We start from the raw sequence: 23,515 nt of genomic DNA, 5'->3' as shown, positions 1-23,515 counted from the left end.
CTCTATCTTTTCAGGTTGGATCGGACCAGCAGCCCTTCATTCGCATCGAAGCGTTGCAAACTGCAACCCTTTGGCAGCTGTCTAACAGGCCCACAGCGCGCTGTCGGCAGGCAGTGTCAATTGCCGCCCGCAATCCGGCGCGAGGTGTTGCCGAATCGTCGTAGCTGTCCTCACCTGCGATGAGCGGTGGATAGCTGCGAGCCGATCCGGCCTTTGGCGCATCTCGCGCCATCCCGTGTCGGAGTGCTGGACCGTTCGAGCGCGTTCGGCATCGCTACGTCCTCCGCTCGTCGCCCCACGAACTGTTCGCATCTCAGGGGGCCCACCCTGGAAACGCCGGTCCAACCAAGTAGACTCGGTCTTCTCGCGGCGCTCGACGCATGAAAGAGAAGGATTGCGACTTGGGTGTGGACGAAGTCACTGATCTCCTCGCACGCACGCAAGTGTTCACTCCAAGCGACCTCGCGACCTTCATGGCCAATCTGCTCCGAGTCCAGAGCGAGGACATCCCACCGATTGATCTTCTCGAACCATCGGCGGGTGCGGGCGCGCTCGCGGAGGCCGTACTTGAGGTCGCCGCCCGATCGCCTACTGTCACGCTCGTGGAGCGTGACCACACTCTCGCCGCACACTTGACGGAGTTTTGTGACGCTCATGGTGCAGAGCTCGGCGAGAGCTCCTCCGTGCTCGTGCAGGACTTCTTCGAGATTGCTCCCGAATGGATCAAGTCGGGAAGACGGTTCTCCCACATCGTGATGAACCCGCCTTACGCGCGGATTGCCCCGGGCAGCAACACCGCCCAGCTGCTGGGGAAGCATGGCGTCCATGCACACAACCTCTTTGCAGCCTTCATCTGGCTCGCCACAGATCTACTGGACGATGGGGGACGCCTGGTCGCGATCGTCCCCCGATCTTTCCTTTCCGGCTTGCACTATGCGGCGACCCGCAGACACCTCTTCGAGAAAGCCGGCCTATACGCACTCCACCACTTCACCGACCGGCGCGCAGTGTTTGCGCGCGATGGTATCCAACAGGAAGTCATAATTTTCGGAGCCATCCGAGCTCCTGCTCCGGCGCAGATACAGTTCTCGCAATCGGCCTCGCTCATCGACGCGTACGAGCCCACCCCGCTCCCCACCGCCCGCCTGGTACTCCCGGAATCTGAAAGGCATGTCGTGCTCGTGCCGGACCTGGGTAACCCCGTCTCGTCGGCCGGCCCTACAGCCCCGTTGCTTCCCGAGGGCATCGTTGTTTCGGTTGGGAGCGTCGTCGACTTTCGCATGAAGGGCGATTTGGTTGCACGCAGCGAAGGTGACATCCCACTGATCGGGGCCGAGGCCTTTTACACTCGGGATGTATCGCTTCGCGGACTACGCGCGAATTCTCGAACCGCGCCCCACGTATACCCCCCCGGGCGATACGTCGTAGTTCGCCGCATCTCTCCCGCGGAAGCTCGCCCGCGAATCCAGGCGAAGCTGATCCAAGCCTTCGGGAGCGGCTTCGAGCGCGGAGTGGCATTTGAGAACCATCTCCTCGTGTTCCACGCACACCGCACGGGAATCGATGAGAGCACGTGTACGGTGTTGCTCAAACGGTTATCTCACGCCCGCACTGAGCAGCAGTTCATGGAACGTGGGGGAACGACGCAAGTGAACGTCGGCGACATCAGATCGCTGCGTTACGCGAACTGACAGGGGAAACACGTGGTCGCCAATCTTGAAACGCTCTCGGGCATTCTCGACAGACAGCCGACCCTGCAGAACATCACGTGGCTACTCAGCCTCCGCAAGTTCGGCCAACTAGATCTCGATCCTCCATATCAGCGCAAGAGCGTCTGGACGCTCCGCGAGAAGCGCCGTTTTCTCGACACAGTCCTCCGCAACTATCCAAGCCCGGCGATCTTCCTTCATCGAAGTTTGGACGAAGAAGGAAACGCTACTTACCACGTCGTGGATGGGAAACAACGCCTCACGACGATTCTCGACTTCGCCGACAATAAGCTCCGATTGCCCCCCGACTTCGGTGACGAACGGCTCGACGGCCAGAATTGGAAGGGGCTCTCCGACTTTGTGGCCGCTCGCAAAGCCTTCTGGGGATACCAACTCACCGTTGAGTTCATCGATGACGTCCACGAGCCCCTGGTCCGCGAGATCTTCTCGCGACTCAACCAAAACTCTCGCAAGCTAGAGCGGCAAGAGCTGCGCCATGCCCGTTTCGACGGCTGGCTACTTGATTTCGTTGAGCAGCAGGCACAGGATTCCGTTTGGAAGACGCTGAAAGTCTCAACCCGTGCGCGCGCGAAGAGGATGACGGACGCACAGCTCCTGCTCGAGTATGCCCAGGTCCTGATCGAAGGACACCCGGTGGGCTTCGATCAAGACAGCCTCGATGAGTTGTGTGCAAACTTCGACGACCCTGATTCTCTCGAGGCTTTTGACACCGATACCTTCGAAGAAGAGTTCGTTTCAGTTGCAGAAAGCCTCGTATCACTCGTTGAGAATGACCAGAGTCTGCTTCCACTCCTGTCTTCGCGTAACAACTTCTATTCAGTGTGGGCGCTCGCGGTCTCATGCAAGCGCGAAGGCCGAGACCTATCAGCTGAACGTCTAAGGGCCTTCCTTGCCGACGTAGAGTCGCTGAAGGCCGCCGAGAAGGAAAACCCACAACGGGATCGGACCCATGATGACCCGGCGGTTGCCAAGTACCTCGCTAACTCGGCAGGAGCGGCGACCGAAGGGCCACAGCGGCTAGAGCGACACGAAGCCTTACTGAGCGCCGTAGCGGAGTAGCACGTGGTTGTCCCCAGTTCCTGGCGCGATGCCTTCAAAGCTCAGGAGGCACTTGCAAAGCTGCTGAAAACAGAAGTTGACAGCCACCTGCGCAAAGCGCCGGGCGACTGGTTTACGACGTCGCGGGTGAAGGAGGAGGACTCGTTTCACCAGAAGATCGAGACTGGCCGCATCGTCGAGATCGATCGGCTCGAAGACTTCTTCGGCGCAATGGTCGTTGTTCCGCTCCAGTCAGATGTGACCAACGCGCTTACGTTCATCGAGCGTTTTTTCGAAACGAAGTACCGGCGTCCTACGGACCCAACACGAGCGAGCCATGAGGCCGCCGCTTTTCGGTTCAACGACATCCGGTTGTACGGCATGCTCCGCGCCGACGACAGCATGCCACCGTCGCCCCTCGACGAGATCATCTTCGAGATCCAGGTCCGGACGTTCTTTCAACATGCTTGGTCTAGCGCGACTCACGACCTCGTGTATAAGTACCCGCGCTTCAGCTGGTCGCGGAGTAGAGTCGCCGCCCAGATCAAGGCCATGCTTGAGAGCGCGGAGATGACAATGGATGCCATCGACACACTGGAGCAATCTCCCGTGCTCCCTCGCGACGGCTCACCGGAAAGCCATCTCAATGAAATCCTCGACGTCGTCACCGCTCATTGGAGTAAGACGGATCTGCCGGGCAACCTGAAACGCATGACAGAAACGCTCGATGACTTGTGCCGCACCCTCGACCTCGACGCTACGAAACTCGACAACCTGCTGACGAAGGGTCGAAATGAGTTGGATGGCCACCCAGATGGCTGGTCTCCATATCAGTGTGTTGTCGATTATTTCAGCCGCTACGAACCCGAAAAGCTGGCGCGACTCCTTCGCAAGAACGGTCGGCAGCTCAAGCAGATCCACGTGACCGAGAGCATCCTGATTCGACTCAACCTCCGATATGAAGACTGCCGATGCGCTGCGCTATAGCCTGCCCGGCAGAGAGCTGCTGAACTCCGTTCAGATGTTGTCCGGGGGGGCGCAAGACGAAGGCCACTCCCGCAGGTCTAGGTACGTCTCAGCACCGCGGCGGGCTGTCGATTGTCCCGCACGCGCTGAAGGTTATAGAGTCTCGGTCGTCCTCTATCTTGGAGACTTGCTGGCCGGAAGTCGGTCTAGCTACATCCTCTAGCTGTGATGTCCAGGCAGGTTGTTTTCGATTCTGCTGATGGGCGGGGCTCCGATCGCGGAGTGGTGCCTGTGATGATTGTAGAAGTGCAGCCAGCCCGGGAGTGCTTTGCGGCGCTCAGTCTCTGAGGGATAGAGCTTCGCGTATGCCCAGCCGTCGGCGAGGGTGCGGTGGAAGCGCTCGATCTTCCCATTCGTTTGTGGACGGTAAGGCCGGGTCTTCTTCGCCGTGATCCCAAGATCGATGCAGGCATCGCGCCAGGCGTGAGACTTGTAGGCCGAGCCGTTGTCCGAGAGGACGCGCTCGACAGTGACACCGCGGTCGGCAAACCAGGACACCGCTCGGCGGAGAACACCGATCGCGGTGTCCGCTTTCTCGTCGGAGCAGATCTCGGCGTAAGCGACGCGGGAGTGGTCGTCGATGACGGTGTGCACGAACGCAGTGCCGAGCCTCGGCTCGTAACGATGGTTCCTGCTCTTGGTGCGGGTGGCGGTGGCCTCTCGGTTGCGTTCGCCTTGGACGCGGCCGACGAAGCGCCAGCCGCCGCCGTCGGGGATGTTGCCGAACTTCGTGACGTCGACGTGGATCAGCGATCCGGGATGATCGTGCTCGTAGCGGCGGATTTGCTCCCCATTGACCCTGTCGATATGGCTGAGCCGGTTGATGCGGCAGCGCACCAGGACCGCGTGGACGGTCGAGGCGGGCAGACCGAGTTCGCCAGCGATCTGAACCGCGCCGAGACGCCGCCGCCACCTCGCTTTCACGATTTTCTTGACCTGCGGCAGCGGGGTCTTCGTCGGCATCGATCGCGGGCGACTCGAACGATCAGCCATCCCAGCAGGTCCCTCCAGGCGCAGCCTGGCCGCCCACTTCCGGGCGGTCACGGGCGAGACCATGAACATCTTCGCCGCGACCTGCGGCGGCCAGTGATCCTCGACGATCAGGCGCGCCAGTCGAAGCCGGGCGCGTGGGGTCAGGGCAGCGTTAGCGTGGGACACGAGGGCCTCCTGGTTCCTGAAGCGGTTGAACTCAACAGCTCCACTTCACAACCGGAGGCCCTCACCTCTCAGCTCTTCACGGCCGTGTCGCCGAAACAACGTCCCTGGACATCACATCTAGCCCGAGCCCTGATCCAGGCATTCACGATTTGTGGGGCTTCTCGTGAGTGGGCACGCCTGACGCTTTCCTCGCGTCCACAGGCGACAAGGGGGCCATGCAGGACCGATAGATCCCTCCCATCCGAATCGTCATCGGTTCCGAACAAGAGCGGATGGGCGATGCTCGCGCGCCCTCCGAGCCGCCCGCACGACCGAGAGGAGCCCCGATGCTCGAGTCATCGACCCCGCCGCTTGCCGCCCTCGACGGCTACCGCAACGTCACCGACCTGCTCGTGGCGCGGGCCGCCGCCGCCCCGGGCCACGTGGCATTCGAGGTCGAAGACCCGTCGACCGGCTCGTGGCGACCGATCACGACGCGTGGTTTCGAAGACGAGGTGCGCGCTCTGGCGAAGGGCTTCATGGCCCAGGGCATCCAGGCAGGCGACCCGATCGCGATCATGGCGCCCACGCGCTACGAGTGGGCCGTCGCCGACCTCGCGGCCTGGTTCGCCGGTGCCGTCGTCGTGCCGATCTACGAGACCTCCTCGCCGTCGCAGGTGAACGCCATCGTCGCGGATGCCGGTGTGCGTCTGGCGATCGGCGGCACCGCGGAGCACACGGCGCTCCTACAGGAGGCGCTCGCGGACTCGAACGCCGTCACGCTCGGCGCGTGGACGATGGATGCCGAGACGACCGGCACCCTTGCCGATCTGGTCGCGGGCGGTGTCGGCGTCACCGACGAGGAACTCGAGGCCCGCAGAACGACCGCCACCCAGGACGATCCTGCGACGATCGTCTAGACCTCGGGCACCACGGGCGAGCCCAAGGGAGTCGTGCTCACCCACCGGAACTTCCTCGGTCAGGTGCTCAACATCGCCGCCGCGTACAGCGAGATCGTGAACGAAGACGGCAACACCGTCATCTTCCTGCCCCTCGCCCATGTGCTGGCGCGCGGGCTTCAGCTGATCTGCCTGGCCAGCGGCATGCGCATCGCGCACCTGTCCGACCCGTCGAGGGTCGTCGCCACCCTGCGCCCGACCTTCCTGGTCGTCGTGCCGCGGGTGCTGCAGAAGATCCAGGCGGCCGCCGCGGGCAAAGCCGCCGACAAGGGCCTCGCGGGAGTCTGGGCGAAGGCCGAGGCCACGGCCATCGCGTGGGGCCGCCGCGCCGAGCGGATCGACGCCGGCAGGCGCATCGCCAGGAACCGCGGCCTCCGCGTGCGCCACCGCGTCTTCGACGCCCTCTTCTACCGGCGTCTTCGCACCGTGATGGGTGGGAGGGTCGGGTACATCCTGTCGGGCGGAGCGGCCCTCGACACCGAGCTCTCGCTCTTCTTCCGCGGCATCGGGGTCCCCGTCATCGAGGGCTACGGCCTCACCGAGACGACGGCGCCGCTCACCGGCAACCTGCCCGGTCGCATCGCCTCGGGCAGCGTCGGCTCGCCCCTGCCGGGGCTCACCGTTCGCATCAGCGATGAGGGCGAAGTTCTGGCCCGCGACCTCGGCGTCTTCAGCGGCTATCGCAACCCGGCCCACGACGAGGGCGCCTTCGTCGACGGCTTCTTCCGCACCGGCGATCTCGGGCGACTCGACGAGCAGGGCAGGCTGATCCTCGAAGGCCGGCTCAAGGACGTGATCGTGACGTCGAACGGCAAGACGATCGTGCCGACCCGCTGGGAGAGCGCGGCCGAAGCGAATCCGCTCGTCTCGCACGCGGTGATGGTCGGCGAGGGCAAGCCGTACCTCTCCGCGCTGCTCGTCCTCGACCCGGAGCAGGCCAGGGCGTGGGCCGCCGCGGAAGGCACCAGCATCCCCCTGGCCGCGCCGTCCGACATCCGTGCGGTGAACGACCCGGCGCTGCGCGCCCACCTGCAGCGCGCCGTCGACGCCGCCAATGCCCTCGTGGCGCGCAGCGAGCAGGTCCGCCGGTTCAGCGTGGTCTTCGCCGACCTCGACGACCGCGGGCTCGTCACACCGACCATGAAACTCAAGCGGAACGTCGTGCTGGATCGCGCAGCAGTCACCGTCGAAGACCTGTACCTCTGAGAAACAGAAAGCACGCCATGTCCTCCCCCGCACCCACAGCCCCCAAGTCCTCCCGCTCCTCACTCATCGCGATCATCGCCGCGCTCGTGATCGGCGCGCTCGTCGCGCTCGCCGGCAGCCAGAACAGTGCGACGCTCGGCGGCATCCCGCTGTTCGCCCTGGCCATCGCCGCGGCCTTCGCGATCCAGGTCATCGCTTTCATCCCCGCGATGATCCTGCAGACCGAGCGGTTCTTCGATCTCACCGGCAGCCTCACCTTCCTCGTGATCTCCGCCGCACTCGTCCTCCTGTCGCCCCTGCCCGACGTGCGCAGCTGGATCCTCGCGGCGATGGTGATGTTGTGGGCCGCCCGCCTCGGATCCTTCCTGGCCCTGCGCGTGCACAAGGCCGGATCAGACGGACGTTTCGACGAGATCAAGGGCTCCCCGCTGCGCTTTCTCCAGGTGTGGGTGATCCAGGGCGCGTGGGTGTCGCTGACCGCGGCCGCCGCCTGGATCGCGATCAGCACGGATGCCGGTGCCCGCGCCCCCATCGGGTGGCTGACCGTCGTGGGCATCATCGTGTGGGTCATCGGCATGGCGATCGTCGCCGACGCGCAGAAGTCGGCGTTCCGCGCAGACCCGCAGAACCGGGACGAGTTCATCCGCACCGGCCTGTGGTCGCGGTCGCGCCACCCCAACTACTTCGGCGAGATCGTCATCTGGGTGGGCGTGTTCGTCACCGCCGCTCCGGTGCTCGCCGGATGGCAGTGGGTCGCACTCCTCTCGCGGCTGTTCGTGATCCTGTTGCTCACCCGCGTCAGCGGCATCCCGCTGCTGGAGGCGCGCGCCGAGAAGAAGTGGGGCGATCGCGCCGACTACATCGCCTACCGAGAGAACACGCCCTCCCTGATCCCACGGCTCACGCGGCCGGCCGTGCGCGAGAAGGCCGCGTAGACCCTCAGCGCACTTCGATACCTCGGATCCCGCGGCCTGCGGGGGTTCACCGCGACCGTGCTGGGAAGCACCTCCGCGAATGTGCTCCACCATGCCACCCGTCCGACCCTCGTGATCCCCTCGGACGACGTGGCCGCAGCCCGCCGCACCAGCCGAAGGGCCACCCCGCCCCGTCGGTGCGCACCGACCGGATCAGCGCCGGATCTGTCACGCCTCAGGGGTGACAGATCCGGCCCTCCCCTGCGCGGAGGAGAACCGGGCCGGTTGAAGGAATACCCCACCAGGGTATACGGTTGCGACTAGTACCCCATACGAGTACTGACCACGAGAAGAGGAAACGCGATGACCACGAACGAGTTCCAGGTGACCGGCATGACCTGCGGACACTGCGAGATGTCGATCCGCGAAGAGGTCTCCGAAGTCCCGGGTGTCGAAGACATCCAGGTGAGCGCGCAGACGGGCACGCTCGTCGTCACCGGCTCCGGTTCCCTCGACGATGCGCAGATTCTGGCTGCCGTCGCGGAGGCGGGGTACTCGGCGGTGCGGACGGTATGAACGCCGGGGCGCGCCTCACGATCTACGGGATCGGCGTGGTGGTGGCGTTCGGTGGGGCCTTCGGCCTCGCCAGCGCCATCGTTCCCCCGAGCGTTGTCAGCGAGTGGAAGGAAGGTACGGAGATGAACAGTCACGACGGCGGCCACGATGCCGCCACGACGGCCGCGGAGGAGTCTGCGAATGTCGCTGCGGACAGCCTGAAAGGCCTTTCGCTCGGCCTGGAAGGATACGTCCTGTCGCCGGTCGAGGCGCCGGGAGCCGTCGCAACCTCCGGCGAGCTGCAGTTCCAGATCCTCGACGCCGCAGGCACCCCGGTCACGGACTACACGACCGCGCATGACAAGGACCTGCACCTGATCGTGGTGCGCTCGGACGGGAGCCTGTTCCGTCACGTCCACCCGACGCTGGATGAGAGCACGGGCATGTGGTCACTGCCGTGGGAATGGACGGAAGCCGGGACCTATCGCGTCTTCGCGGACTTCACCCCCGCCGGCACGGATGCCCCTTCGCTCACTCTCACGCGCACGGTCCAGGTGACGGGCGAGTTCACCCCGGTGGCGCCGCAGCCGACGCAGACCGCACAGGTCGGCGACTTCACGGTCTCGCTCGACGGCGACCTCACGGCGGGAACAGCGAAAGACCTCACCCTCACCGTGACGCGAGACGGCAAGCCCGTCACCGCTCTGGAGCCCTACCTGGGGGCTTTCGGCCACCTCGTCGCATTGCGCGACGGCGACCTCGCCTACCTGCACGTGCACGCCAAGGGGGAAGAGCCTGAGGTCGGCGAGATCTCAGGGCCCGAGATCGAGTTCGCCGCCGAGGCGCCGACCGCCGGCCGGTACTTCCTGTACCTCGACTTCCAGGTCGACGGACAGGTGCACACCGCCGAGTTCGTGGTCGACGCCGCTTCGGGGGATGACGCGGCCGTGTCCGACGGCGACTCCCACGACGACGGGCACTGAGCGACGAGCATCGCCCTGCGGCAGCTCCGCGCTGCTGCCCGCACACACAGCCGACAGAAGGAAAAGCACATGAGTACATCAGCACCTCCGAGCATGGGGTCAGGCGTCGAGTTGGAGATCGGCGGGATGACCTGCGCGTCGTGCGCGATGCGGATCGAGAAGAAGCTGAACAAGCTCGAGGGTGTCGTGGCGACCGTGAACTACGCGACCGAGAAGGCGAAGATCACGGTCCCTGACGGCTACGACCCTGCGGTGCTGATCGCCGAGGTGGAGAAGACGGGGTACTCCGCGGCCCTGCCCGCCCCGAAGGGGAAGAGGAACGACGGGGCGGCCGCCGGTGACGCCGACGACGCGGATCCTGAGTTGCGGTCACTGCGCAACCGACTGATCGGCGCGATCGTGCTGACCGTGCCCGTGATCGCGATGGCGATGATCCCCGCACTGCAGTTCACGTACTGGCAGTGGGCCTCTCTCGCGCTGGCTGCTCCCGTGATCCTCTGGGCGGCATGGCCCTTCCATAAGGCCGCATGGACCAACCTGAAGCACGGCGCCGCCACGATGGACACGCTCATCTCGATGGGCACCTCGGCCGCGTTCCTGTGGTCGTTGTACGCACTGTTCTTCGGCACAGCGGGCACGCCGGGCATGACGCACCCGTTCGAGTTCGCGCTGGCCCCGTCCGACGGGGCGGCGAACATCTACCTCGAGGTGGGCGCAGGGGTGACCATGTTCATCCTCGCCGGGCGGTACTTCGAGAAGCGGTCGAAGAAGCAGGCCGGCGCGGCCCTGCGCGCTCTCCTCGAACTTGGCGCGAAAGAGGTCGCCGTCCTGCGTGGCGGTGTGGAGACGAAGATCCCCGTCGAGGATCTCCAGGTGGGCGACGAGTTCATCGTGCGCCCCGGGGAGAAGATCGCCACTGACGGTGTGGTCGTCTCCGGCACCTCGGCCGTGGACGCATCCATGCTCACCGGAGAGGCCGTCCCGGTCGAGGTGGCCGAGGGCGACGCCGTCACCGGTGCCACGACGAACGTCGGCGGCCGACTCGTGATCCGTGCGACGCGAATCGGCTCGGACACGCAACTGGCACAGATGGCACAGCTGGTCGAGGACGCCCAGACCGGGAAGGCCGAGGTGCAGCGCCTCGCCGACCGGATCTCCGGGGTGTTCGTGCCGATCGTGATCGTGATCGCCTTCGTGGCCCTCGGCGGCTGGCTCGGGGCAGGATTCCCCGTGACCGCGGCGTTCACGGCGGCGGTCGCCGTGCTCGTGATCGCCTGCCCGTGCGCGCTCGGTCTGGCGACCCCCACGGCGCTTCTGGTCGGCACTGGTCGCGGCGCACAGATGGGCGTGCTCATCAAGGGCCCGGAGGTTCTGGAGTCCACCCGCAAGGTCGACACCGTCGTGCTGGACAAGACCGGCACCGTCACCACCGGCAAGATGACGCTCGTCGGCGTTTTCACAGAGGACCGCACAGATCGTGCAGAACTGCTGCGGCTGGCCGGCGCCCTGGAGGATGCCTCGGAGCACCCCATCGCACAGGCGATCGCCAAGGGGGCGACCCAGGAGGTCGGTTCTCTGCCGACCCCCTCGGACTTCGCGAACATCGAGGGCAAGGGAGTACAGGGGATCGTCGACGGCCACGCCGTGCTCGTCGGCCGCGATTCGCTCCTCGCCGAGTGGTCGCAGCAGCTGAGCCGTGAACTCGCGTCGACGAAGGCCCGCGCCGAGAGCGAGGGAAAGACCGTCGTCGCCGTGGGGTGGGACGGTCAGGCCCGAGGCATCCTCGTCGTGGCCGACACCGTGAAGCCGAGCAGCGCCGAAGCGATCGCTCAGTTCAAGGCGATCGGGTTGACCCCGATCCTGCTCACCGGAGACAACGAGGCCGTGGCCCGGCAGATCGCGGCCGAGGTGGGTATCGAGGAGGTCATCGCCGAAGTCCTCCCGAAGGACAAGGTCGATGTCGTCACCCGATTGCAGCGCGAAGGCAAGGTGGTCGCGATGATCGGCGACGGCGTCAACGACGCCCCCGCGCTCGCACAGGCCGATCTCGGACTCGCGATGGGTACCGGCGCGGATGTCGCGATCGAAGCATCCGACATCACCCTGGTGCGCGGCGATCTGCGCAGCGCGGTCGATGCGATCCGGCTGTCGCGAAAGACACTCGGAACGATCAAGACCAACCTGTTCTGGGCCTTCGCCTACAACGTCGCGGCGATCCCCGTCGCCGCACTCGGAATGCTCAACCCCATGCTCGCCGGCGCGGCGATGGCGCTTTCCAGCGTCTTCGTCGTCGGCAACAGCCTGCGCCTGCGCGGGTTCAAGAGCATAGCCAAGTGATGACACGCACCATCTCCCTCCACCAGAAGCACTCGAGAAAGGAACCATCCCGCATGACGAACAACACCGAGGCCGCTCCCAGCTGTTGCAGCACCAGCGCCATCAACCCCGCCGCCGCAGGCAACGGCCGCGAGAACCTGTTGACCAGCACAGCAGGCGATGACCTCACCACCTGCCCGGTCATGGTCGGCAACCCGGTCAGCAAGACGGCCGCGGAGGCCGCCGGCCTCTACCGTGACCACGAGGACGAGCGATACTACTTCTGCTGCGCCGGGTGCGGCCCGGCCTTCGACTCGGACCCCGCCAAGTACGCCGCCCAGATGGCGTGAGCCCGACGCGGGGTTCGCGGCGCCTCTGCGTGCGCCGTGAACCCGGCGGCGTCGTGGAGAGAAGCGCCGCCGAGGCACCAGCCCCACAGCGCGCAGCCGCCTTCGTGACCCCGCACACATCCGATCGCGACACTCGGTTCCCGCGGACATGACTTCGTGCGCCGGGCACGACAGGCTGGAGAAGAACCGGCGTTCCTGCCGCCCCAGAACAAGGGAGTCTCCATGTCCAGCGAAACCCTCGTGGTGCCGCTCGTCGATCAGCTCGATGCCTTCTTCGGCCAGTACACGGCGGCGGGCCAGTCGCCGGGGCTCGTGTACGGACTCGTCGGGGCCGACGGCCTCGAGCACACCCGGGGGTTCGGGACCGCCGACGACCAGGGCAACGCCCCCGACGCCGACACGGTCTTCCCGATCGCGTCGATGACCAAGAGCTTCGTGGCGCTCGGCGCGCTGCTCGCCCGCGACCGCGGACTCCTCGACCTGAACGCCCCCATCACCGACTTCTATCCGCAGTGGCACGGCACCGTGGGCGATGAGCCGGCTGTCGCCCCGACCCTGCGGCAGCTGCTCAGCATGGGCGGCGGTCTCACCGAGGACAACTCGTGGGTCGACCCGTTCCTGGGCCTGACCGAAGCGGAGCTCGTCGAGCGGATCCGACCGGGCTTCAACTACAGCAACCACCCCGGCAGCGCCTTCGAGTACTCGAACATCGGCTTCACGATGGCGGGGCTCGCGGTGGGCAAGGCCGTCGGTCGGCGCGTGGAGGACTGGGTCACCGACGAGATCCTGCGGCCGCTCGGGATGAACAGCACGTGGTTCGACAACCGCGCCCCGGAGGGCGGCGCTCTCCGGGCGGTCGGCTACTCGCTGAACACCGAGGGCGAATGGGCGGGGTTCCCTCCGGCCGTGTCCGACGCCATGGCCGCGGCCGGAGGCATGCAGTCGACGATCACCGACCTCAGCATCTGGGTGCGCTTCCTCGCCGCGGCCACCCGACCAGCCACGGCCAGTGCGGACGATGGCGACGCGGTCGTCAGCAGGGCCTCACGGCGCGAGCTGCAGCGCATCCATCAGGTCGACATCCCCTCCCTCCAGGCGCGACCCGATGGCACCTGGAAGTTCGTCACGGGCGGCTACGCGCTCGGCCTCTTCGTGCGTGGCTCTGTCGGAGGATGCGCTGTTCCGCGCCCTCGCCATGCACGACACCCCCGCCCGGACCGTGCGGCCGTGGCCGGAGACGCGGCGACTGATGGCGGCAGCAGACGCGCTGGTCCGCTCCTGGGATGACGATGCGGCCGCCGAGATCTTCGCCGACAACATCGACTTCGATCGTCCGCTTCCTCAGCGCCGCGCCGCGATCGACGAGCTCATCGCCCAGGTGGGTCCGCTGCGCCAGGATACCGGAGCACCGCAGATCGTCTCCTCGGCGACTCCGGCCGACATCACGTGGTCGATCCCCGCCGAGCGGGGCGAGCTGATCTGCATGATCCACCTCACCCCGGTGCGGCCAGCGCAGATCCAGGAGTTCGAGGTGATCGCGGTCGACCGCGGCGTGCCGCGCGCGGCCCGGCCCACCGACGTCTCCGCCCGACGTCGCACCTACGCCCGCCCGACGGTGAGCCCGCTGCCGAACACGCACATCGTCTGAGGCGACGGCGCCTCGGTCAGCCGCGAAGTGCCTTGCGCGCCTTCTTGGCCGCCTTCTCGGCGGCCTTGTGGCGCTGCTTCCTGGCCTTGGGGTCGTTCCACATCCGCACCAGCTGATGCCTCACCGACTCGCCCTTGTTGATCTGCACGGTCGCCGACCGACTGCCGAGGACGTATGCGACGAAGGCGACGCCGACGACGAGGAGGATCTTGTTGCGCATGATGCCTGCTTTCTGCGGAGGTGGGGCGACCCGCGCGCTCAGGAGAGTCGACGCTGGTCGTGCGCGAGGCGGGCCCGAAGGCTCGTGTGGACCGAGACGAACGTCTCGGTGTCGCGGCCGGTCAGGACCGCGAGGTTGGCGAGCAGTCGGTCGACATGGTCGACGAGCTCGCGCGGATCGGTGTTCTGCCGCGGGGTGACCGACACGTGCAGCACCGGCCGGCGGCGCACGTCGTTGGCCGTGACCTGCGCCGAGAGGACCTCGTCCCGAGTGGTGAGGGAGTTCTTCACCGCATCCGACACGAACGATTCGTTGACGGTCACGCGGCCCAGAGGGTTCTGCGCTCCCGTCGAGCGGAGCACGGTCTTCGAGCGGCGACCCGCGATGCTGGTGAGCGCGAGGATCAGCAGGACGATGACGACCACGATCGCCACGACAGCGCCGATGCCGATCCATGACAGGCCGCCACCGGCGATCGCGGTCGCGGCGATCGCCTGGTCGAGCCAGGACTGCGCGTCCTTGCCACCTGCGGCCCAGATGTCCGACGCCGTCGGCCAGCTCATGATGGCGATGCCGAGGGCGCCGAGCCCGAGGAACAGCACCCCGATGATCAGGAGCAGGGTGCGATTCAACGCACGATTGGTGTTGTTCACAGTTCGTCCTCCTTCTCGGCGGGTCGCTCGATGCGCACCCGGGTGCGGACCCGGTGGGCCAGCCGGTAGGTCTGCAGCTCCGCCTCGGCAGCCGAGGCCACGTCGGCCTTGTCGAGCGGGATGCCGATGCCGGGGCGTACGGTCACGTCGACGGTGCGATGACCGACGCCGACGGTGATGCTGTCGCGGGCGAGGCCGGTCTCCTCTGCGAGGTGCTGGGCCAGCGCGCTGGCGATCACACCGTTGTCCACGACCACGGCCCGTCCGCCTCCGTCCAGGACATGCTTCGAGAGCCGCCCCGGGGTGATGGCCAGCACGATGAAGATCACGCCGATGAGGGCGAGGACGACGCTGCCGGCGATCACGAGCCCGGCGGGCTGCGCGGTGGGAAGCCCGATGAGCCACCCTCCGGCTGCGGCCGGACCGAGCAGGAGCGCGGGCTGCGCGGCGAGGCTCAACACGATCTCGAGCCCGATGTATGCGAGGGCCAGGATGAGCAGGATCACCGCGACGAACATCGCGACGGTCCGCGGCGAGTGCGTCTCGCGCCGGATGACGCGGCGCAGAACCGGGGTGCTCATTGCACTCGTCTCCTTTCCGGGATGGTGGCACCGGTGACGGTGAGGTTGATGCGGATGACGTTGCGTCCGAGGATCGTGCTCAGGTGCTGCTGCAACTGCTCCTGCAGATCCCGCGCCCGCTCGAGAACAGGCACGGTCTGAGCGATCGCGGCCGTGTCATCCAGTCGGGGGACGGGAAGAGGCGCGGCGATGCGCACCGTGATCCCCCTGGGGTGCTCCGCGACATCGACCTTCACGTCGCTGCGAGGCACCCCGATCAACGTCGCGGACGCCTTCTCGGTGACCGTGCGATAGACACGCTCCTTCACCTCGACGCGACCGCGGAGGGCGGCCCCGCCGGCGGCGACTCCCGAGAGAGCGTCGCCGCCGGCGATGTGCTGGTCGGCACGCATCAGGAGGTGCGCCGCCCGGTGAAGACGTCTGCGAGACCGCGGACGTCGAGCTTGCCGGAAGCGATTCGGCCCACGAGCGCCCCGATGCCCGCGAACACGGCCATGAGGAGGAACCCCCAGAACCCGAACAGCAGGGCGGCGAGGGCCAGCAGAGCGCCGATCAGGGCGCCGACCGTTGTGGCGCTCATGAGACGCGCGACTCCTCGTCGTCGCTGTCGTCGCCGGGCACGTGCACGTCGTTGACCTCGACGTTGACCTCGACGACCTCGAGGCCGACCAGGCGGCTGATCGCACCGGCGACAGCAGCACGGACGTTGTTCGCGACGTCCTGGATGGGTGCCGGGTACTCGACGACGATGGTCAGGTCGGCTGCGGCCTGCGTGTCGCCGACCTCGACCTTGACGCCCTGAGCGAGGTCGGTGGCGTTGATGACGTCGCGGATGGCGCCGAAGGCGCGGGCTCCGCCGCCGCCGAGCGCGTAGACGCCGGGGACCTCACGCGCGGCGATGCCGGCGACCTTGGCCACCACGCCGTCGGCGATGGTCGTCTTACCCGCGGCGTTCTCGTCGTCGGGGACGCGCGAAGCGGAGAATCCGCTCGACCGGTCGACGCGCGACGCGGAGGCGCCGGCAGCCTTCGGAGCAGCCTGAGCGAGCTCCTTCTCGGCCGGAGCGGGGGTGTTCTGGTCCTGGTTTGCCATGAGGTGTCCCATCTCGATCTGAAGACCGGTCGCGGGTCCCGTGTGAGACTCCCGCCGGGAGCGAAACGCTCGCTCGGAGATAGGACGTGCGCGCACGTCGATTCGTCACAAAGTCGTTCCGGATCCGTGCGGGAGCCCGGAAGACCAGGCGCTCAGGCGCTCCCGACCCCGTACATCTCCCCGACCGGGACGGCGGTCGTGAGCACGTTCCCCGGTTGCGCGAGTGGGCAGGCCCACGCCGGGTCGTAGGCGCACGAGGGGTTGTAGGCGAAGTTGAAGTCGAGCACGATCGTGCCGCGCCGGGCGTCGGATCCGAGGTCGGCGCCCTTGACCGTGTCGATCAGGTAGCGTCCGCCGCCGTAGGTTCCGCCGGGGTGGCCGGCCAGCGCATCACGCACCGGGATGAAGAGACCGCCGCCGTAGGAGGCCAGCCGCCAGACGTCGAGCGATCCGGCATCCGGGATCTCCACACGGCCGATCCGCTCGAACGGGACGATGCCGTCGGTGCCGGTCGCGAACTCGAAGCCGCCGGGATCTGAGGGGAGGACCGGCAGTTCGAAGCGCCACTGCGGGTCGTACGAAGCGATCGGGAGCCCCTCGAACAGCGCCCTGTCCTCGGGCAGCAACGGAGTGGCCGGGTGGTGGAGCATCAGATCGTCCCGCTCGATCCGCCAGAGTTCGTGCGCCTCCTCCGGGGAGTCCGCGATCCGCACGGCGTCGTACAGGGCGAAGACCCGACGCCGCCAGTCGACGACCTCGATGGCGGTGCGCGCAGCTGTGCTCGTCATGGCCCCAGGCTACGCGGCGCTGCCGACGACGGCGCCTCAGCTCGCGGTGGGGCCCGCGATCATCTCGGCGTATCCCTCGCGATAGGTCGGATACTCGAGGGTGCCGAGCAGCGACCGCAGCAACGACCCGTCGTACACGAAGCCGCCCGGGTCCGCAGAGCCGATGTCGGGGGGCACATCGACACCGAGCTCGCGCGCGATGAAACCGACGACCTCTCCCAGCGGTGCCGGGCTCTCGTCGACGACGTGCACGAGCCGTGGAGGGGCGGGCGTCCGCAGCAGCAGGTCGAGGGTGCGCACCAGGTCGGTCTCGTGGATGCGGTTCGTGCGCCGCGCGTGTTCGACCGCCGCGCCTTCGCGCACCTTCCGCAGCAGGAATTCGCGGCCGGGTCCGTAGATGCCGGCCGGCCTCACGACGACCGCATCGAAGATCTCGACGGCCGCCCGCTCGCCGTCGCGCAGTCCTCGCGAGCGCGCGCTCGTCGGTTCCGGATCGTCCTGCTCGGTGATCGGCCGCGCGGCCCCTGGACCGTCGAACACTCCGGTCGACGACACGAACACGGTGCGGGCCGGGATCGCGGGCAGGGCCTCGACGAGATGCGTCAACGCCGTGCGGTAGGCCGACACGCCCTCGCCGGGCGGAAGCGTGACGACCATCGCGTCGACCGTGGGAAGTCGCGAGGCGAGCGGCGCCGCAAGGTCGGCGCGGATCCCGGTCACGCCGGCCGGCGGCTCGGCGTCGCTCCTGCGCAGCGCGAACACCTCGCCGTGCTCGAGGATCAGCGGTGCGAGGCGTGCGGCGATCTTGCCGGAGCCGACGAGGAGCGTGCGGGAGGGGGTGGTCATCGCGGAGCCGTCGATCTGTCGGGATCAGCCTGCGGCGAGCGCGGGCAGAGCGACACCGTGCAGTGCCTCGACGACGGGGGCTAGTTCCGGCTGCGCCGCCGCGTCTTCGAGCACCCGCTCGAGGGCGGCGTCATGGATCGGTCGCGCTTGTTCGTAGAGCTCGCGACCTGCGGGAGTGAGCTCGGTGTAGATGCCGCGACGGTCATCGGCACACAGGATGCGTGTGAGGAGACCGCGGTCCTCGAGGCGGTTGACCAGGCGGGTCGTGGCGCTGGGGCTCAGGGCCGCCGCACGCGCGAGCTGCTGCATGCGCATGTGCCATCCGTCCTGCCTGTCGAGCGCGTCGAGCACGGTGTACTCGACGACCGAGAGCGATGCCGCCTCTCCCAGGCTGCGCTCGAGCGCGGTCTCGATCAGGCCATGCAGGGCGGCGAGCGTCCGCCAGCCCTGCGCACGCACCTCGACCGCGTCGTCACCGATACCCATGGCCATCCTCCGAGTTAGTTGCTTGCGCCATATACTTGCGTGTGCAATCATTACGTTCGATGTGCAATATGCGGCGTCTGCAAGTATCCCCACCAATCTATCAGGAGAGTCGTCATGCCTCCAGGACTGATCGCCCTCGCCATCGGGGCGTTCGGCATCGGACTCACCGAGTTCGTCATCATGGGCCTGCTGCCCGAAGTCGCCCACGACTTCGGCGTCACCGAGTCGGCAGCCGGCTGGCTCATCTCCGGCTACGCGCTGGCTGTGGTGGTCGGCGCACTCGTGCTCACCGCCGCGGCCACCCGGCTGACCAAGAAGCCCGTGCTGCTCGGGCTCATCGTGATGTTCATCATCGGCAACGCCCTTACCGCTCTCGCCGACGACTACAGCGTCGCGATACTCGGACGCATCATCGCCGCCCTCTGCCACGGTGCATTCTTCGGCATCGGATCGGTCGTCGCCGCCGGCCTCGTCGCCCCCGAGAAGAAGGCCGGCGCGATCGCGATCATGTTCACCGGCCTCACCGCCGCGAACGTCTTCGGTGTGCCGTTCGACACCGTCCTCGGTCAGGAGCTGGGCTGGCGCTCGACCTTCTGGGCGATCTCCGGCATCGGCGTGCTGGCCTTCCTCGGCATCGCCCTCCTCGTCCCGCGCCTTCCCCGCCCCACCGCCCAGGTGAGCCTCCGCAGTGAGCTCGCCGCCTTCCGCTCCGGACAGGTGTGGTTCTCGCTCGTCGTCACGATCCTCGCGTTCGGCGGGATGTTCGGCGCCTTCACCTACATCGCCTACACGCTCACCGAGGTGAGCGGCTTCGCCACCTCCGCCGTGCCGTGGCTGCTCGGCGCCGGCCTCGTGCTCGGCAACTGGCTGGGCGGACGCCTCGCCGATCGCGCGAACCGGCCCCAGGCGGCCCTGCACCGATCGCACGTGCGGATGTGCGCCATACCGCGCGATCGAGAGACATCCTCCATCTGCACCGCGACCGACTCCGGGAGGTCGCCGGCGGCGCGACGGCAGTCCGCTGGCGCGTCTTCTTCGAGGACCACCCGCAGCGTCGCCCGGCGCAGGCTGAGCTTGGCGCGCCGCAGCAGGGACGAGATCGCCGGCGCCCGCCGCGCCAGTTCTCCCTCGAGGTCTCCCGGCTTGCGCCCATCGACGACGACGGCTTTCAGCACCAGCTGCTAATCCGGCGGGAGGGACTGCAGAGCGGCGGCGACATACGCGTCCTCGCGGTGAAGATCGGTGCGCCTGGTCGAGTCGAAGTGCGGCTGGAGCTCCTCATCGGCATCGAGGATGCCACCGACGCGGGAGCGCGGTGAACGGTACTCGTCGATCAGACGGTTCCTCATCGCTCGCGAGAGATAGGCGTTGGGGTTCGAGGTCGGTCCCCTGCCCTCGGCCCACAGCGCGAGGAGGGCGGCGATGGCGTCCGCGGCGAGGTCGTCGGGATCGAGCACGCCGTTGGAGATCCGTCGCGCTATCGACAACAGGTACGGGAGATTCTCGGCGAGGTACTCCCCGGCCGCACCACGGTCCCCCGCGTTCGCCTCTCGGGCCCGTCGATCATCGACGACACGCCGATCGACCTGGTCCGTTGCTTCGCCCATTGCCCACTCCCCTGAGTGCGCCCCCCTCCGCTACTGATGAGATTACGCGATGGCACGCCGCGCATCTCCCCGCGGGAACGCCCCTTCCGGACAACGAGCATCGCGACGGAATCTGTCGGTGGGCGACGACGTCGTGGGGAATCCGGGCGGCGCTTCTAGGGGAGACCGGGCGCCCGGACCGCTCCGATCCGTTCGCTCGTGCTCGCGATGGTCGCGAATCCCCGGGCCGCCAGGATGCTCTCCGTACGGCGCATGATGTCCTCCCCCGATACGGCGGCCAGCCCGCCGTGCGCCGGGATCGCCGAGGTCGTGGTCGCATCGGTGACGAACTCCACCTCGTAGCCGAGGTCGGCGGCGACGCGGGCCGTCGTCTCGCAGCACTGCTCGGTGCGGATGCCGCAGATCACGACGCGACGCACCCCCGCCCCCTGCAACCTGTCATGGAGGTCCGTCGAGCCGAACGAGTTGACCGTCGTCTTGGTGAGGGCTGCTTCGGATTCGCGCGGATCGAGGTCCTCGATCACACGCACGAAGCCCGATGCGGGGTCGAACACACCCCCGCTCCCCGGCTCGGAGTGCGTGATCCACACGACCGGGTCGCCGACCTCTCGCGCGTGGGCGACGAGGAGCGCGATGTTGTCGATCACAGCAGGATTCGCCGTGGCCGCCCAGTCGTCGGCACGCCGGCGGAAGGACTCCTGCGCATCGATGACGAGCAGGGCGGTGTCGGAAGAAGACGTCATGCGCTCATCGTGCCCGCCCTCGCGGACGCGGACAAGACCGCACACTGCCGACGACCGCAGGGATCCGGACAGACGGGCCGGACGGGAGGAGCGGACACCACCGAGGATTCATCCCCGGCGGCGTCCGCCGTGCCGCTCAGAACAGCGTGTAGCCGCCGTCGACGACCAGCACGGTGCCCGACATGAAGCTCGCGGCGTCCGAGGCGAGGAACACGATCGAGGGGCTCACCTCGTCCGGCGTCGCATAACGCTGCTGCGCGGAGTCCTCGATCCAGAAGCGACGGTACTTGGGCTCGTCGACCGGCGACATGTCGGTCTTGATGTACCCGGGGGCCACGGCGTTCACGCGGACGCCGGACGGCGCCCACTCTGCCGCGAGCGACTTGGTGAGGTGGTGCACGGCGGCCTTGGACGCGTTGTACGCCGGCTGGAACTGCGGCCGGTTGACGATCTGCGCCGAGATGGAGCCGACGTTGACGATCGAGCCCGAGCCACGTGCGACCATGTGTCCGCCGACTGCCTGCGACATACGCCACAGCGCCGTGAGGTTGGTGTCGATGACGTGCGACCACTCGTCGTCCGTCACCTCGAGCGCGGGACGGTGGATGCACGCGCCGGCGTTGTTGATGAGGATGTCGAGGTGCCCGGCCGCACCGATGGCCTCGGCGGCGATGCGGTCGACCGAGGCGCGATCGGTGAGGTCCCCGAGCACGATCCACGCGCGGCGTCCGCGCGCCTCGATCTCGGCGGCGACCTCCTTGGCCGCCTCCTCGTCACGGCCGTGCACGACGATGTCGGCTCCGGCTTCGGCGAGGGCCCGCGCGAACTCGCGACCCAGCCCTCGGGTGGCACCGGTCACGAGTGCCGTGCGGTCGGTGAGGGCGAATGCTTCCATGACGCTCATGCGTCTTCTCCTTCGGTCAGGGTGATGATGGCGTCGGCCCGGTGGCGGGTGGCGCGGATGAGGACGGCGTTGGGGCCGTCGACGTCGGAGGCCCACCGCACGGCGTCGTCGTGCGTGCGGCCGAACGACTCGTGGCGGGCGACGAGCCGGCGCAGCCGGAGATCCTCCGGCACGTCGATGTACCAGACCTCGTCGAGCAGTGGGCGGATCCGCTCCCACCCATCGGCGTCGTGGAGCAGGTAATTGCCCTCGACGACGATCAGGCGGTCGGCGGCGGAGAGGGACAGGGCACCCGCGACGGCGGCATCGATCTCGCGGTCGAAGCGAGGCGCCACCACGTCGCGCCCCGCCCGCAGGCGACCGAGCTGGGCGGCGAAGCCGTCGACGTCGAACGTCGCCGGCGCCCCCTTCCGGCCGCGCAGGCCGAGCCGATCCAGGTGCTCGTTGGCGTAGTGGAACCCGTCCATGGGGAACGCGGGTTCGCCGAGTGCCTCGGCGAGGGTGGACTTGCCGGCGCCGGGCGGACCGACGATCCCCAGCAGGAAAGGACGCCCATCCTGGGCGAGCCGCCGCGCGCGGTCACGGGCGTCGGCGAGAGCAAGAGCGAGCATCGCGGGATCTGCCTTCCAGGAGGTGTGCGGGCAGACGTCGGGGGAACGGGCAGGCGCCCGCTCCCCCGACGTCGGTGTCACCGGTCGGGCGACGTCACTTGTCGAGGAGTCCGGCCTCCTTGTACAGGTCGATGTACTCCTGGACGTTGTCCTTCGTGATCAACGGGTTGCCGATGTCGACGTTCACCTCGTCCTCCGCGCCCGTGAGCAGGTCGTGCACGGCCTTCAGGTTGAGCTGTGCCAGTTCGCGGGCGTTCTGGAGCGAGGTCGCGGTCATCGTGCCGGCCTCGATCAGGAGCACGGCCTCGGGGGTGCCGTCGACGCCGTAGGCGAGGATGCCGTCGAAGCCGCCCTTGCCCTTCACAGCCTCGAGCGCACCCGACGCCATGTTGTCGTTCATCGAGATGATCGCGTCGACGTCGGGGTTGGCCAGCGACCAGTCCTCCATGAGGGTCATGGCCTCATCCTTGTTCCAGTTCGCGATGTCCTCCGCGACGATCTTCACGTCGGGGCGCTTCTCGAAGAACTCGGCCTCCCACGCTTCGCGGCGTGCGGTGCTGTGGAAGTTGCCGGCGGGGCCGTTGAGCACGACGACGTTCGCGTTCTCCGGGATCTCCTCCAGCGCGAGCTGCGCGACGACGGCGCCCTGCTTGTACGGGTCGGCGTCGACCGAGTTGCCGCCGGTGAGTCCCTCCACGCGCGGGTTGGTGGTGATGGTCACGATGCCCGCGTCGATTGCCTGCTGGATGTAGGGCAGCTGGGCGTCGGCGTTGTTCGCCTGGATGATGACCGCGTCAAACTTGTTGGCGATCGCGTTCTCGATCATCTTGTTCTCGATCTCGTCGTCGGCCTGGCCGTCGAACACCTCGAGGGTGATGTCGTCGTAGTTGCCGGCCTCCGCCTTCATCTCGTTGGCGAGCCAGGCGGCGAACGAGTCGGCCTGGGCTCGGGCGATGTACGCGACGCGGTACTCGTCCTTGTCCTCGGTGGCACCACCGCCGCCTCCGGTCGGGTTTCCGGTGGTGACGGCGCAGCCTGCGAGGCTGATCGCCGCAGCGGCTGCGGCGCCGAGGGCGATGATCCTGCGGGTAAGACTCTTCATTGTCTTCTCCTGTTTTCGTT

Annotated in this window: 27 protein-coding genes and 1 pseudogene; 13 read left to right on the top strand and 15 right to left on the bottom strand. The window is 67.4% G+C overall.

The genetic code is table 11. The annotated features are described in order from the left end of the window. Positions 1-380 precede the first annotated feature (380 nt). From KY497_RS04520 to KY497_RS04510, 3 genes are read left to right on the top strand one after another with little or no spacing between them, the layout of a single operon-like run. Positions 381-1,691, top strand: coding sequence for an Eco57I restriction-modification methylase domain-containing protein (locus KY497_RS04520; protein WP_219869925.1), 1,311 nt, complete (start codon positions 381-383; stop codon positions 1,689-1,691). Between the two features lie 12 nt (positions 1,692-1,703). Continuing rightward, on the top strand, positions 1,704-2,789 hold the full coding sequence (locus KY497_RS04515) for a DUF262 domain-containing protein (protein ID WP_219869924.1): 1,086 nt from the start codon (positions 1,704-1,706) through the stop codon (positions 2,787-2,789). A gap of 3 nt (positions 2,790-2,792) precedes the next feature. Then, a complete protein-coding gene (locus tag KY497_RS04510) occupies positions 2,793-3,755 on the top strand; it encodes a hypothetical protein (protein WP_219869923.1) in 963 nt (320 codons plus the stop codon). A gap of 198 nt (positions 3,756-3,953) precedes the next feature. On the opposite strand, the gene KY497_RS04505 is transcribed toward KY497_RS04510, so the two are convergent. Further along, on the bottom strand, positions 3,954-4,952 hold the full coding sequence (locus KY497_RS04505; protein ID WP_219869070.1) for an IS481 family transposase: 999 nt from the start codon (positions 4,950-4,952) through the stop codon (positions 3,954-3,956). A gap of 272 nt (positions 4,953-5,224) precedes the next feature. On the opposite strand from KY497_RS04505, the pseudogene KY497_RS04500 reads away from it, so the two are divergent. From KY497_RS04500 to KY497_RS04460, 9 genes and pseudogenes are all read left to right on the top strand, one after another. After that, a pseudogene (locus KY497_RS04500) lies at positions 5,225-7,096 on the top strand (AMP-dependent synthetase/ligase). 17 nt (positions 7,097-7,113) lie between these two features. Beyond that, positions 7,114-8,031, top strand: a complete 918-nt coding sequence (locus tag KY497_RS04495) for a DUF1295 domain-containing protein (protein WP_219869922.1) — start codon at positions 7,114-7,116, stop codon at positions 8,029-8,031. 57 nt (positions 8,032-8,088) lie between these two features. Continuing rightward, complete coding sequence (locus KY497_RS16945) at positions 8,089-8,334, top strand: hypothetical protein (protein WP_375140925.1); 246 nt, start codon at positions 8,089-8,091, stop codon at positions 8,332-8,334. Between the two features lie 39 nt (positions 8,335-8,373). Then, entirely contained in the window at positions 8,374-8,586 is a 213-nt protein-coding gene (locus KY497_RS04485) for a heavy-metal-associated domain-containing protein (RefSeq protein WP_055866402.1), read from the top strand. Next, positions 8,583-9,548, top strand: coding sequence for a DUF748 domain-containing protein (locus KY497_RS04480; protein ID WP_219869921.1), 966 nt, complete (start codon positions 8,583-8,585; stop codon positions 9,546-9,548). Before KY497_RS04485 ends, KY497_RS04480 begins: the two co-directional genes overlap by 4 nt. A 69-nt stretch (positions 9,549-9,617) precedes the next feature. After that, the gene (locus KY497_RS04475) at positions 9,618-11,885 is read left to right on the top strand and encodes a cation-translocating P-type ATPase (protein WP_127483183.1); all 2,268 of its coding nucleotides are present in this window, start codon (positions 9,618-9,620) and stop codon (positions 11,883-11,885) included. A gap of 53 nt (positions 11,886-11,938) precedes the next feature. Further along, on the top strand, positions 11,939-12,214 hold the full coding sequence (locus KY497_RS04470; RefSeq protein WP_219869920.1) for a YHS domain-containing protein: 276 nt from the start codon (positions 11,939-11,941) through the stop codon (positions 12,212-12,214). A gap of 222 nt (positions 12,215-12,436) precedes the next feature. Next, positions 12,437-13,501 (top strand): serine hydrolase, encoded by a 1,065-nt coding sequence (locus KY497_RS04465; RefSeq protein ID WP_219869919.1) that lies wholly within the window; start codon positions 12,437-12,439, stop codon positions 13,499-13,501. Then, a complete protein-coding gene (locus tag KY497_RS04460) occupies positions 13,464-13,862 on the top strand; it encodes a hypothetical protein (protein ID WP_219869918.1) in 399 nt (132 codons plus the stop codon). The genes KY497_RS04465 and KY497_RS04460 overlap by 38 nt, the downstream gene beginning before the upstream one ends. A 16-nt stretch (positions 13,863-13,878) precedes the next feature. Here the strand turns inward: KY497_RS04460 and KY497_RS04455 are convergent, their stop codons facing one another. The 9 genes from KY497_RS04455 to KY497_RS04415 all read right to left on the bottom strand — a co-directional run bounded on the left by KY497_RS04455 (position 13,879) and on the right by KY497_RS04415 (position 18,528). Next, on the bottom strand, positions 13,879-14,082 hold the full coding sequence (locus tag KY497_RS04455; RefSeq protein ID WP_017829698.1) for a hypothetical protein: 204 nt from the start codon (positions 14,080-14,082) through the stop codon (positions 13,879-13,881). A gap of 38 nt (positions 14,083-14,120) precedes the next feature. Continuing rightward, positions 14,121-14,735, bottom strand: coding sequence for a hypothetical protein (locus KY497_RS04450; protein ID WP_219869917.1), 615 nt, complete (start codon positions 14,733-14,735; stop codon positions 14,121-14,123). Beyond that, positions 14,732-15,316 (bottom strand): DUF6286 domain-containing protein, encoded by a 585-nt coding sequence (locus KY497_RS04445; RefSeq protein ID WP_055866414.1) that lies wholly within the window; start codon positions 15,314-15,316, stop codon positions 14,732-14,734. Before KY497_RS04445 ends, KY497_RS04450 begins: the two co-directional genes overlap by 4 nt. Further along, positions 15,313-15,708: a hypothetical protein gene (locus tag KY497_RS04440; protein WP_017829701.1), complete on the bottom strand. Its 396-nt coding sequence runs from the start codon at positions 15,706-15,708 to the stop codon at positions 15,313-15,315. Before KY497_RS04440 ends, KY497_RS04445 begins: the two co-directional genes overlap by 4 nt. After that, positions 15,708-15,896, bottom strand: a complete 189-nt coding sequence (locus tag KY497_RS04435) for a DUF2273 domain-containing protein (protein ID WP_017829702.1) — start codon at positions 15,894-15,896, stop codon at positions 15,708-15,710. The genes KY497_RS04440 and KY497_RS04435 overlap by 1 nt, the downstream gene beginning before the upstream one ends. After that, positions 15,893-16,408 (bottom strand): Asp23/Gls24 family envelope stress response protein, encoded by a 516-nt coding sequence (locus KY497_RS04430; RefSeq protein ID WP_219869916.1) that lies wholly within the window; start codon positions 16,406-16,408, stop codon positions 15,893-15,895. Before KY497_RS04430 ends, KY497_RS04435 begins: the two co-directional genes overlap by 4 nt. Positions 16,409-16,560: 152 nt before the next feature. Beyond that, positions 16,561-17,196 (bottom strand): DUF1684 domain-containing protein, encoded by a 636-nt coding sequence (locus KY497_RS04425; RefSeq protein WP_141386930.1) that lies wholly within the window; start codon positions 17,194-17,196, stop codon positions 16,561-16,563. 36 nt (positions 17,197-17,232) lie between these two features. Beyond that, complete coding sequence (locus tag KY497_RS04420; protein ID WP_219869915.1) at positions 17,233-18,042, bottom strand: sugar nucleotide-binding protein; 810 nt, start codon at positions 18,040-18,042, stop codon at positions 17,233-17,235. 24 nt (positions 18,043-18,066) lie between these two features. Continuing rightward, positions 18,067-18,528 carry a MarR family winged helix-turn-helix transcriptional regulator gene (locus KY497_RS04415; RefSeq protein WP_055866426.1) on the bottom strand — a complete coding sequence of 154 codons (462 nt, stop codon included), beginning with the start codon at positions 18,526-18,528 and terminating at the stop codon, positions 18,067-18,069. Positions 18,529-18,642: 114 nt separating this feature from the next. On the opposite strand from KY497_RS04415, the gene KY497_RS04410 reads away from it, so the two are divergent. Beyond that, positions 18,643-19,713 (top strand): MFS transporter, encoded by a 1,071-nt coding sequence (locus KY497_RS04410; protein ID WP_258185885.1) that lies wholly within the window; start codon positions 18,643-18,645, stop codon positions 19,711-19,713. Here the strand turns inward: KY497_RS04410 and KY497_RS04405 are convergent. From KY497_RS04405 to KY497_RS04385, 5 genes are all read right to left on the bottom strand, one after another. Continuing rightward, complete coding sequence (locus KY497_RS04405) at positions 19,710-20,135, bottom strand: RNA polymerase sigma factor (protein ID WP_219869914.1); 426 nt, start codon at positions 20,133-20,135, stop codon at positions 19,710-19,712. The genes KY497_RS04410 and KY497_RS04405 overlap by 4 nt on opposite strands. Positions 20,136-20,290: 155 nt before the next feature. Then, complete coding sequence (locus KY497_RS04400; protein ID WP_219869913.1) at positions 20,291-20,878, bottom strand: cysteine hydrolase family protein; 588 nt, start codon at positions 20,876-20,878, stop codon at positions 20,291-20,293. A 136-nt stretch (positions 20,879-21,014) separates the two neighbouring features. After that, on the bottom strand, positions 21,015-21,782 hold the full coding sequence (locus KY497_RS04395) for an SDR family NAD(P)-dependent oxidoreductase (RefSeq protein ID WP_055874971.1): 768 nt from the start codon (positions 21,780-21,782) through the stop codon (positions 21,015-21,017). Further along, positions 21,779-22,393, bottom strand: a complete 615-nt coding sequence (locus tag KY497_RS04390; RefSeq protein ID WP_219869912.1) for a nucleoside/nucleotide kinase family protein — start codon at positions 22,391-22,393, stop codon at positions 21,779-21,781. The genes KY497_RS04395 and KY497_RS04390 overlap by 4 nt, the downstream gene beginning before the upstream one ends. 94 nt (positions 22,394-22,487) lie before the next feature. Further along, positions 22,488-23,495 (bottom strand): sugar ABC transporter substrate-binding protein, encoded by a 1,008-nt coding sequence (locus KY497_RS04385; RefSeq protein WP_127483200.1) that lies wholly within the window; start codon positions 23,493-23,495, stop codon positions 22,488-22,490. Positions 23,496-23,515: the final 20 nt, after the last annotated feature.

Source organism: Microbacterium sp. PAMC22086 (assembly GCF_019443525.1).
GTDB lineage: Bacteria > Actinomycetota > Actinomycetes > Actinomycetales > Microbacteriaceae > Microbacterium > Microbacterium maritypicum.
Note: the sequence above shows the minus strand (reverse complement) of the source record. Positions and strands in the feature narration are given on the sequence as shown.

Bases quoted from the DNA above. Each gene is read 5' to 3' on its own strand.
- KY497_RS04415 (WP_055866426.1), bottom strand. From the start codon at position 18,528: ATGGGTATCGGTGACGACGCGGTCGAGGTGCGTGCGCAGGGCTGGCGG.
- KY497_RS04405 (WP_219869914.1), bottom strand. From the start codon at position 20,135: ATGGGCGAAGCAACGGACCAGGTCGATCGGCGTGTCGTCGATGATCGA.
- KY497_RS04455 (WP_017829698.1), bottom strand. From the start codon at position 14,082: ATGCGCAACAAGATCCTCCTCGTCGTCGGCGTCGCCTTCGTCGCATAC.
- KY497_RS04475 (WP_127483183.1), top strand. From the start codon at position 9,618: ATGAGTACATCAGCACCTCCGAGCATGGGGTCAGGCGTCGAGTTGGAG.
- KY497_RS04480 (WP_219869921.1), top strand. From the start codon at position 8,583: ATGAACGCCGGGGCGCGCCTCACGATCTACGGGATCGGCGTGGTGGTG.
- KY497_RS04385 (WP_127483200.1), bottom strand. From the start codon at position 23,495: ATGAAGAGTCTTACCCGCAGGATCATCGCCCTCGGCGCCGCAGCCGCT.
- KY497_RS04430 (WP_219869916.1), bottom strand. From the start codon at position 16,408: ATGGCAAACCAGGACCAGAACACCCCCGCTCCGGCCGAGAAGGAGCTC.
- KY497_RS04410 (WP_258185885.1), top strand. From the start codon at position 18,643: ATGCCTCCAGGACTGATCGCCCTCGCCATCGGGGCGTTCGGCATCGGA.
- KY497_RS04520 (WP_219869925.1), top strand. From the start codon at position 381: ATGAAAGAGAAGGATTGCGACTTGGGTGTGGACGAAGTCACTGATCTC.
- KY497_RS04440 (WP_017829701.1), bottom strand. From the start codon at position 15,708: ATGCGTGCCGACCAGCACATCGCCGGCGGCGACGCTCTCTCGGGAGTC.
- KY497_RS04395 (WP_055874971.1), bottom strand. From the start codon at position 21,782: ATGAGCGTCATGGAAGCATTCGCCCTCACCGACCGCACGGCACTCGTG.
- KY497_RS04485 (WP_055866402.1), top strand. From the start codon at position 8,374: ATGACCACGAACGAGTTCCAGGTGACCGGCATGACCTGCGGACACTGC.
- KY497_RS04390 (WP_219869912.1), bottom strand. From the start codon at position 22,393: ATGCTCGCTCTTGCTCTCGCCGACGCCCGTGACCGCGCGCGGCGGCTC.
- KY497_RS04465 (WP_219869919.1), top strand. From the start codon at position 12,437: ATGTCCAGCGAAACCCTCGTGGTGCCGCTCGTCGATCAGCTCGATGCC.
- KY497_RS04420 (WP_219869915.1), bottom strand. From the start codon at position 18,042: ATGACCACCCCCTCCCGCACGCTCCTCGTCGGCTCCGGCAAGATCGCC.
- KY497_RS04425 (WP_141386930.1), bottom strand. From the start codon at position 17,196: ATGACGAGCACAGCTGCGCGCACCGCCATCGAGGTCGTCGACTGGCGG.
- KY497_RS04435 (WP_017829702.1), bottom strand. From the start codon at position 15,896: ATGAGCGCCACAACGGTCGGCGCCCTGATCGGCGCTCTGCTGGCCCTC.
- KY497_RS04460 (WP_219869918.1), top strand. From the start codon at position 13,464: ATGGCGGCAGCAGACGCGCTGGTCCGCTCCTGGGATGACGATGCGGCC.
- KY497_RS04470 (WP_219869920.1), top strand. From the start codon at position 11,939: ATGACGAACAACACCGAGGCCGCTCCCAGCTGTTGCAGCACCAGCGCC.
- KY497_RS04495 (WP_219869922.1), top strand. From the start codon at position 7,114: ATGTCCTCCCCCGCACCCACAGCCCCCAAGTCCTCCCGCTCCTCACTC.
- KY497_RS04445 (WP_055866414.1), bottom strand. From the start codon at position 15,316: ATGAGCACCCCGGTTCTGCGCCGCGTCATCCGGCGCGAGACGCACTCG.
- KY497_RS04400 (WP_219869913.1), bottom strand. From the start codon at position 20,878: ATGACGTCTTCTTCCGACACCGCCCTGCTCGTCATCGATGCGCAGGAG.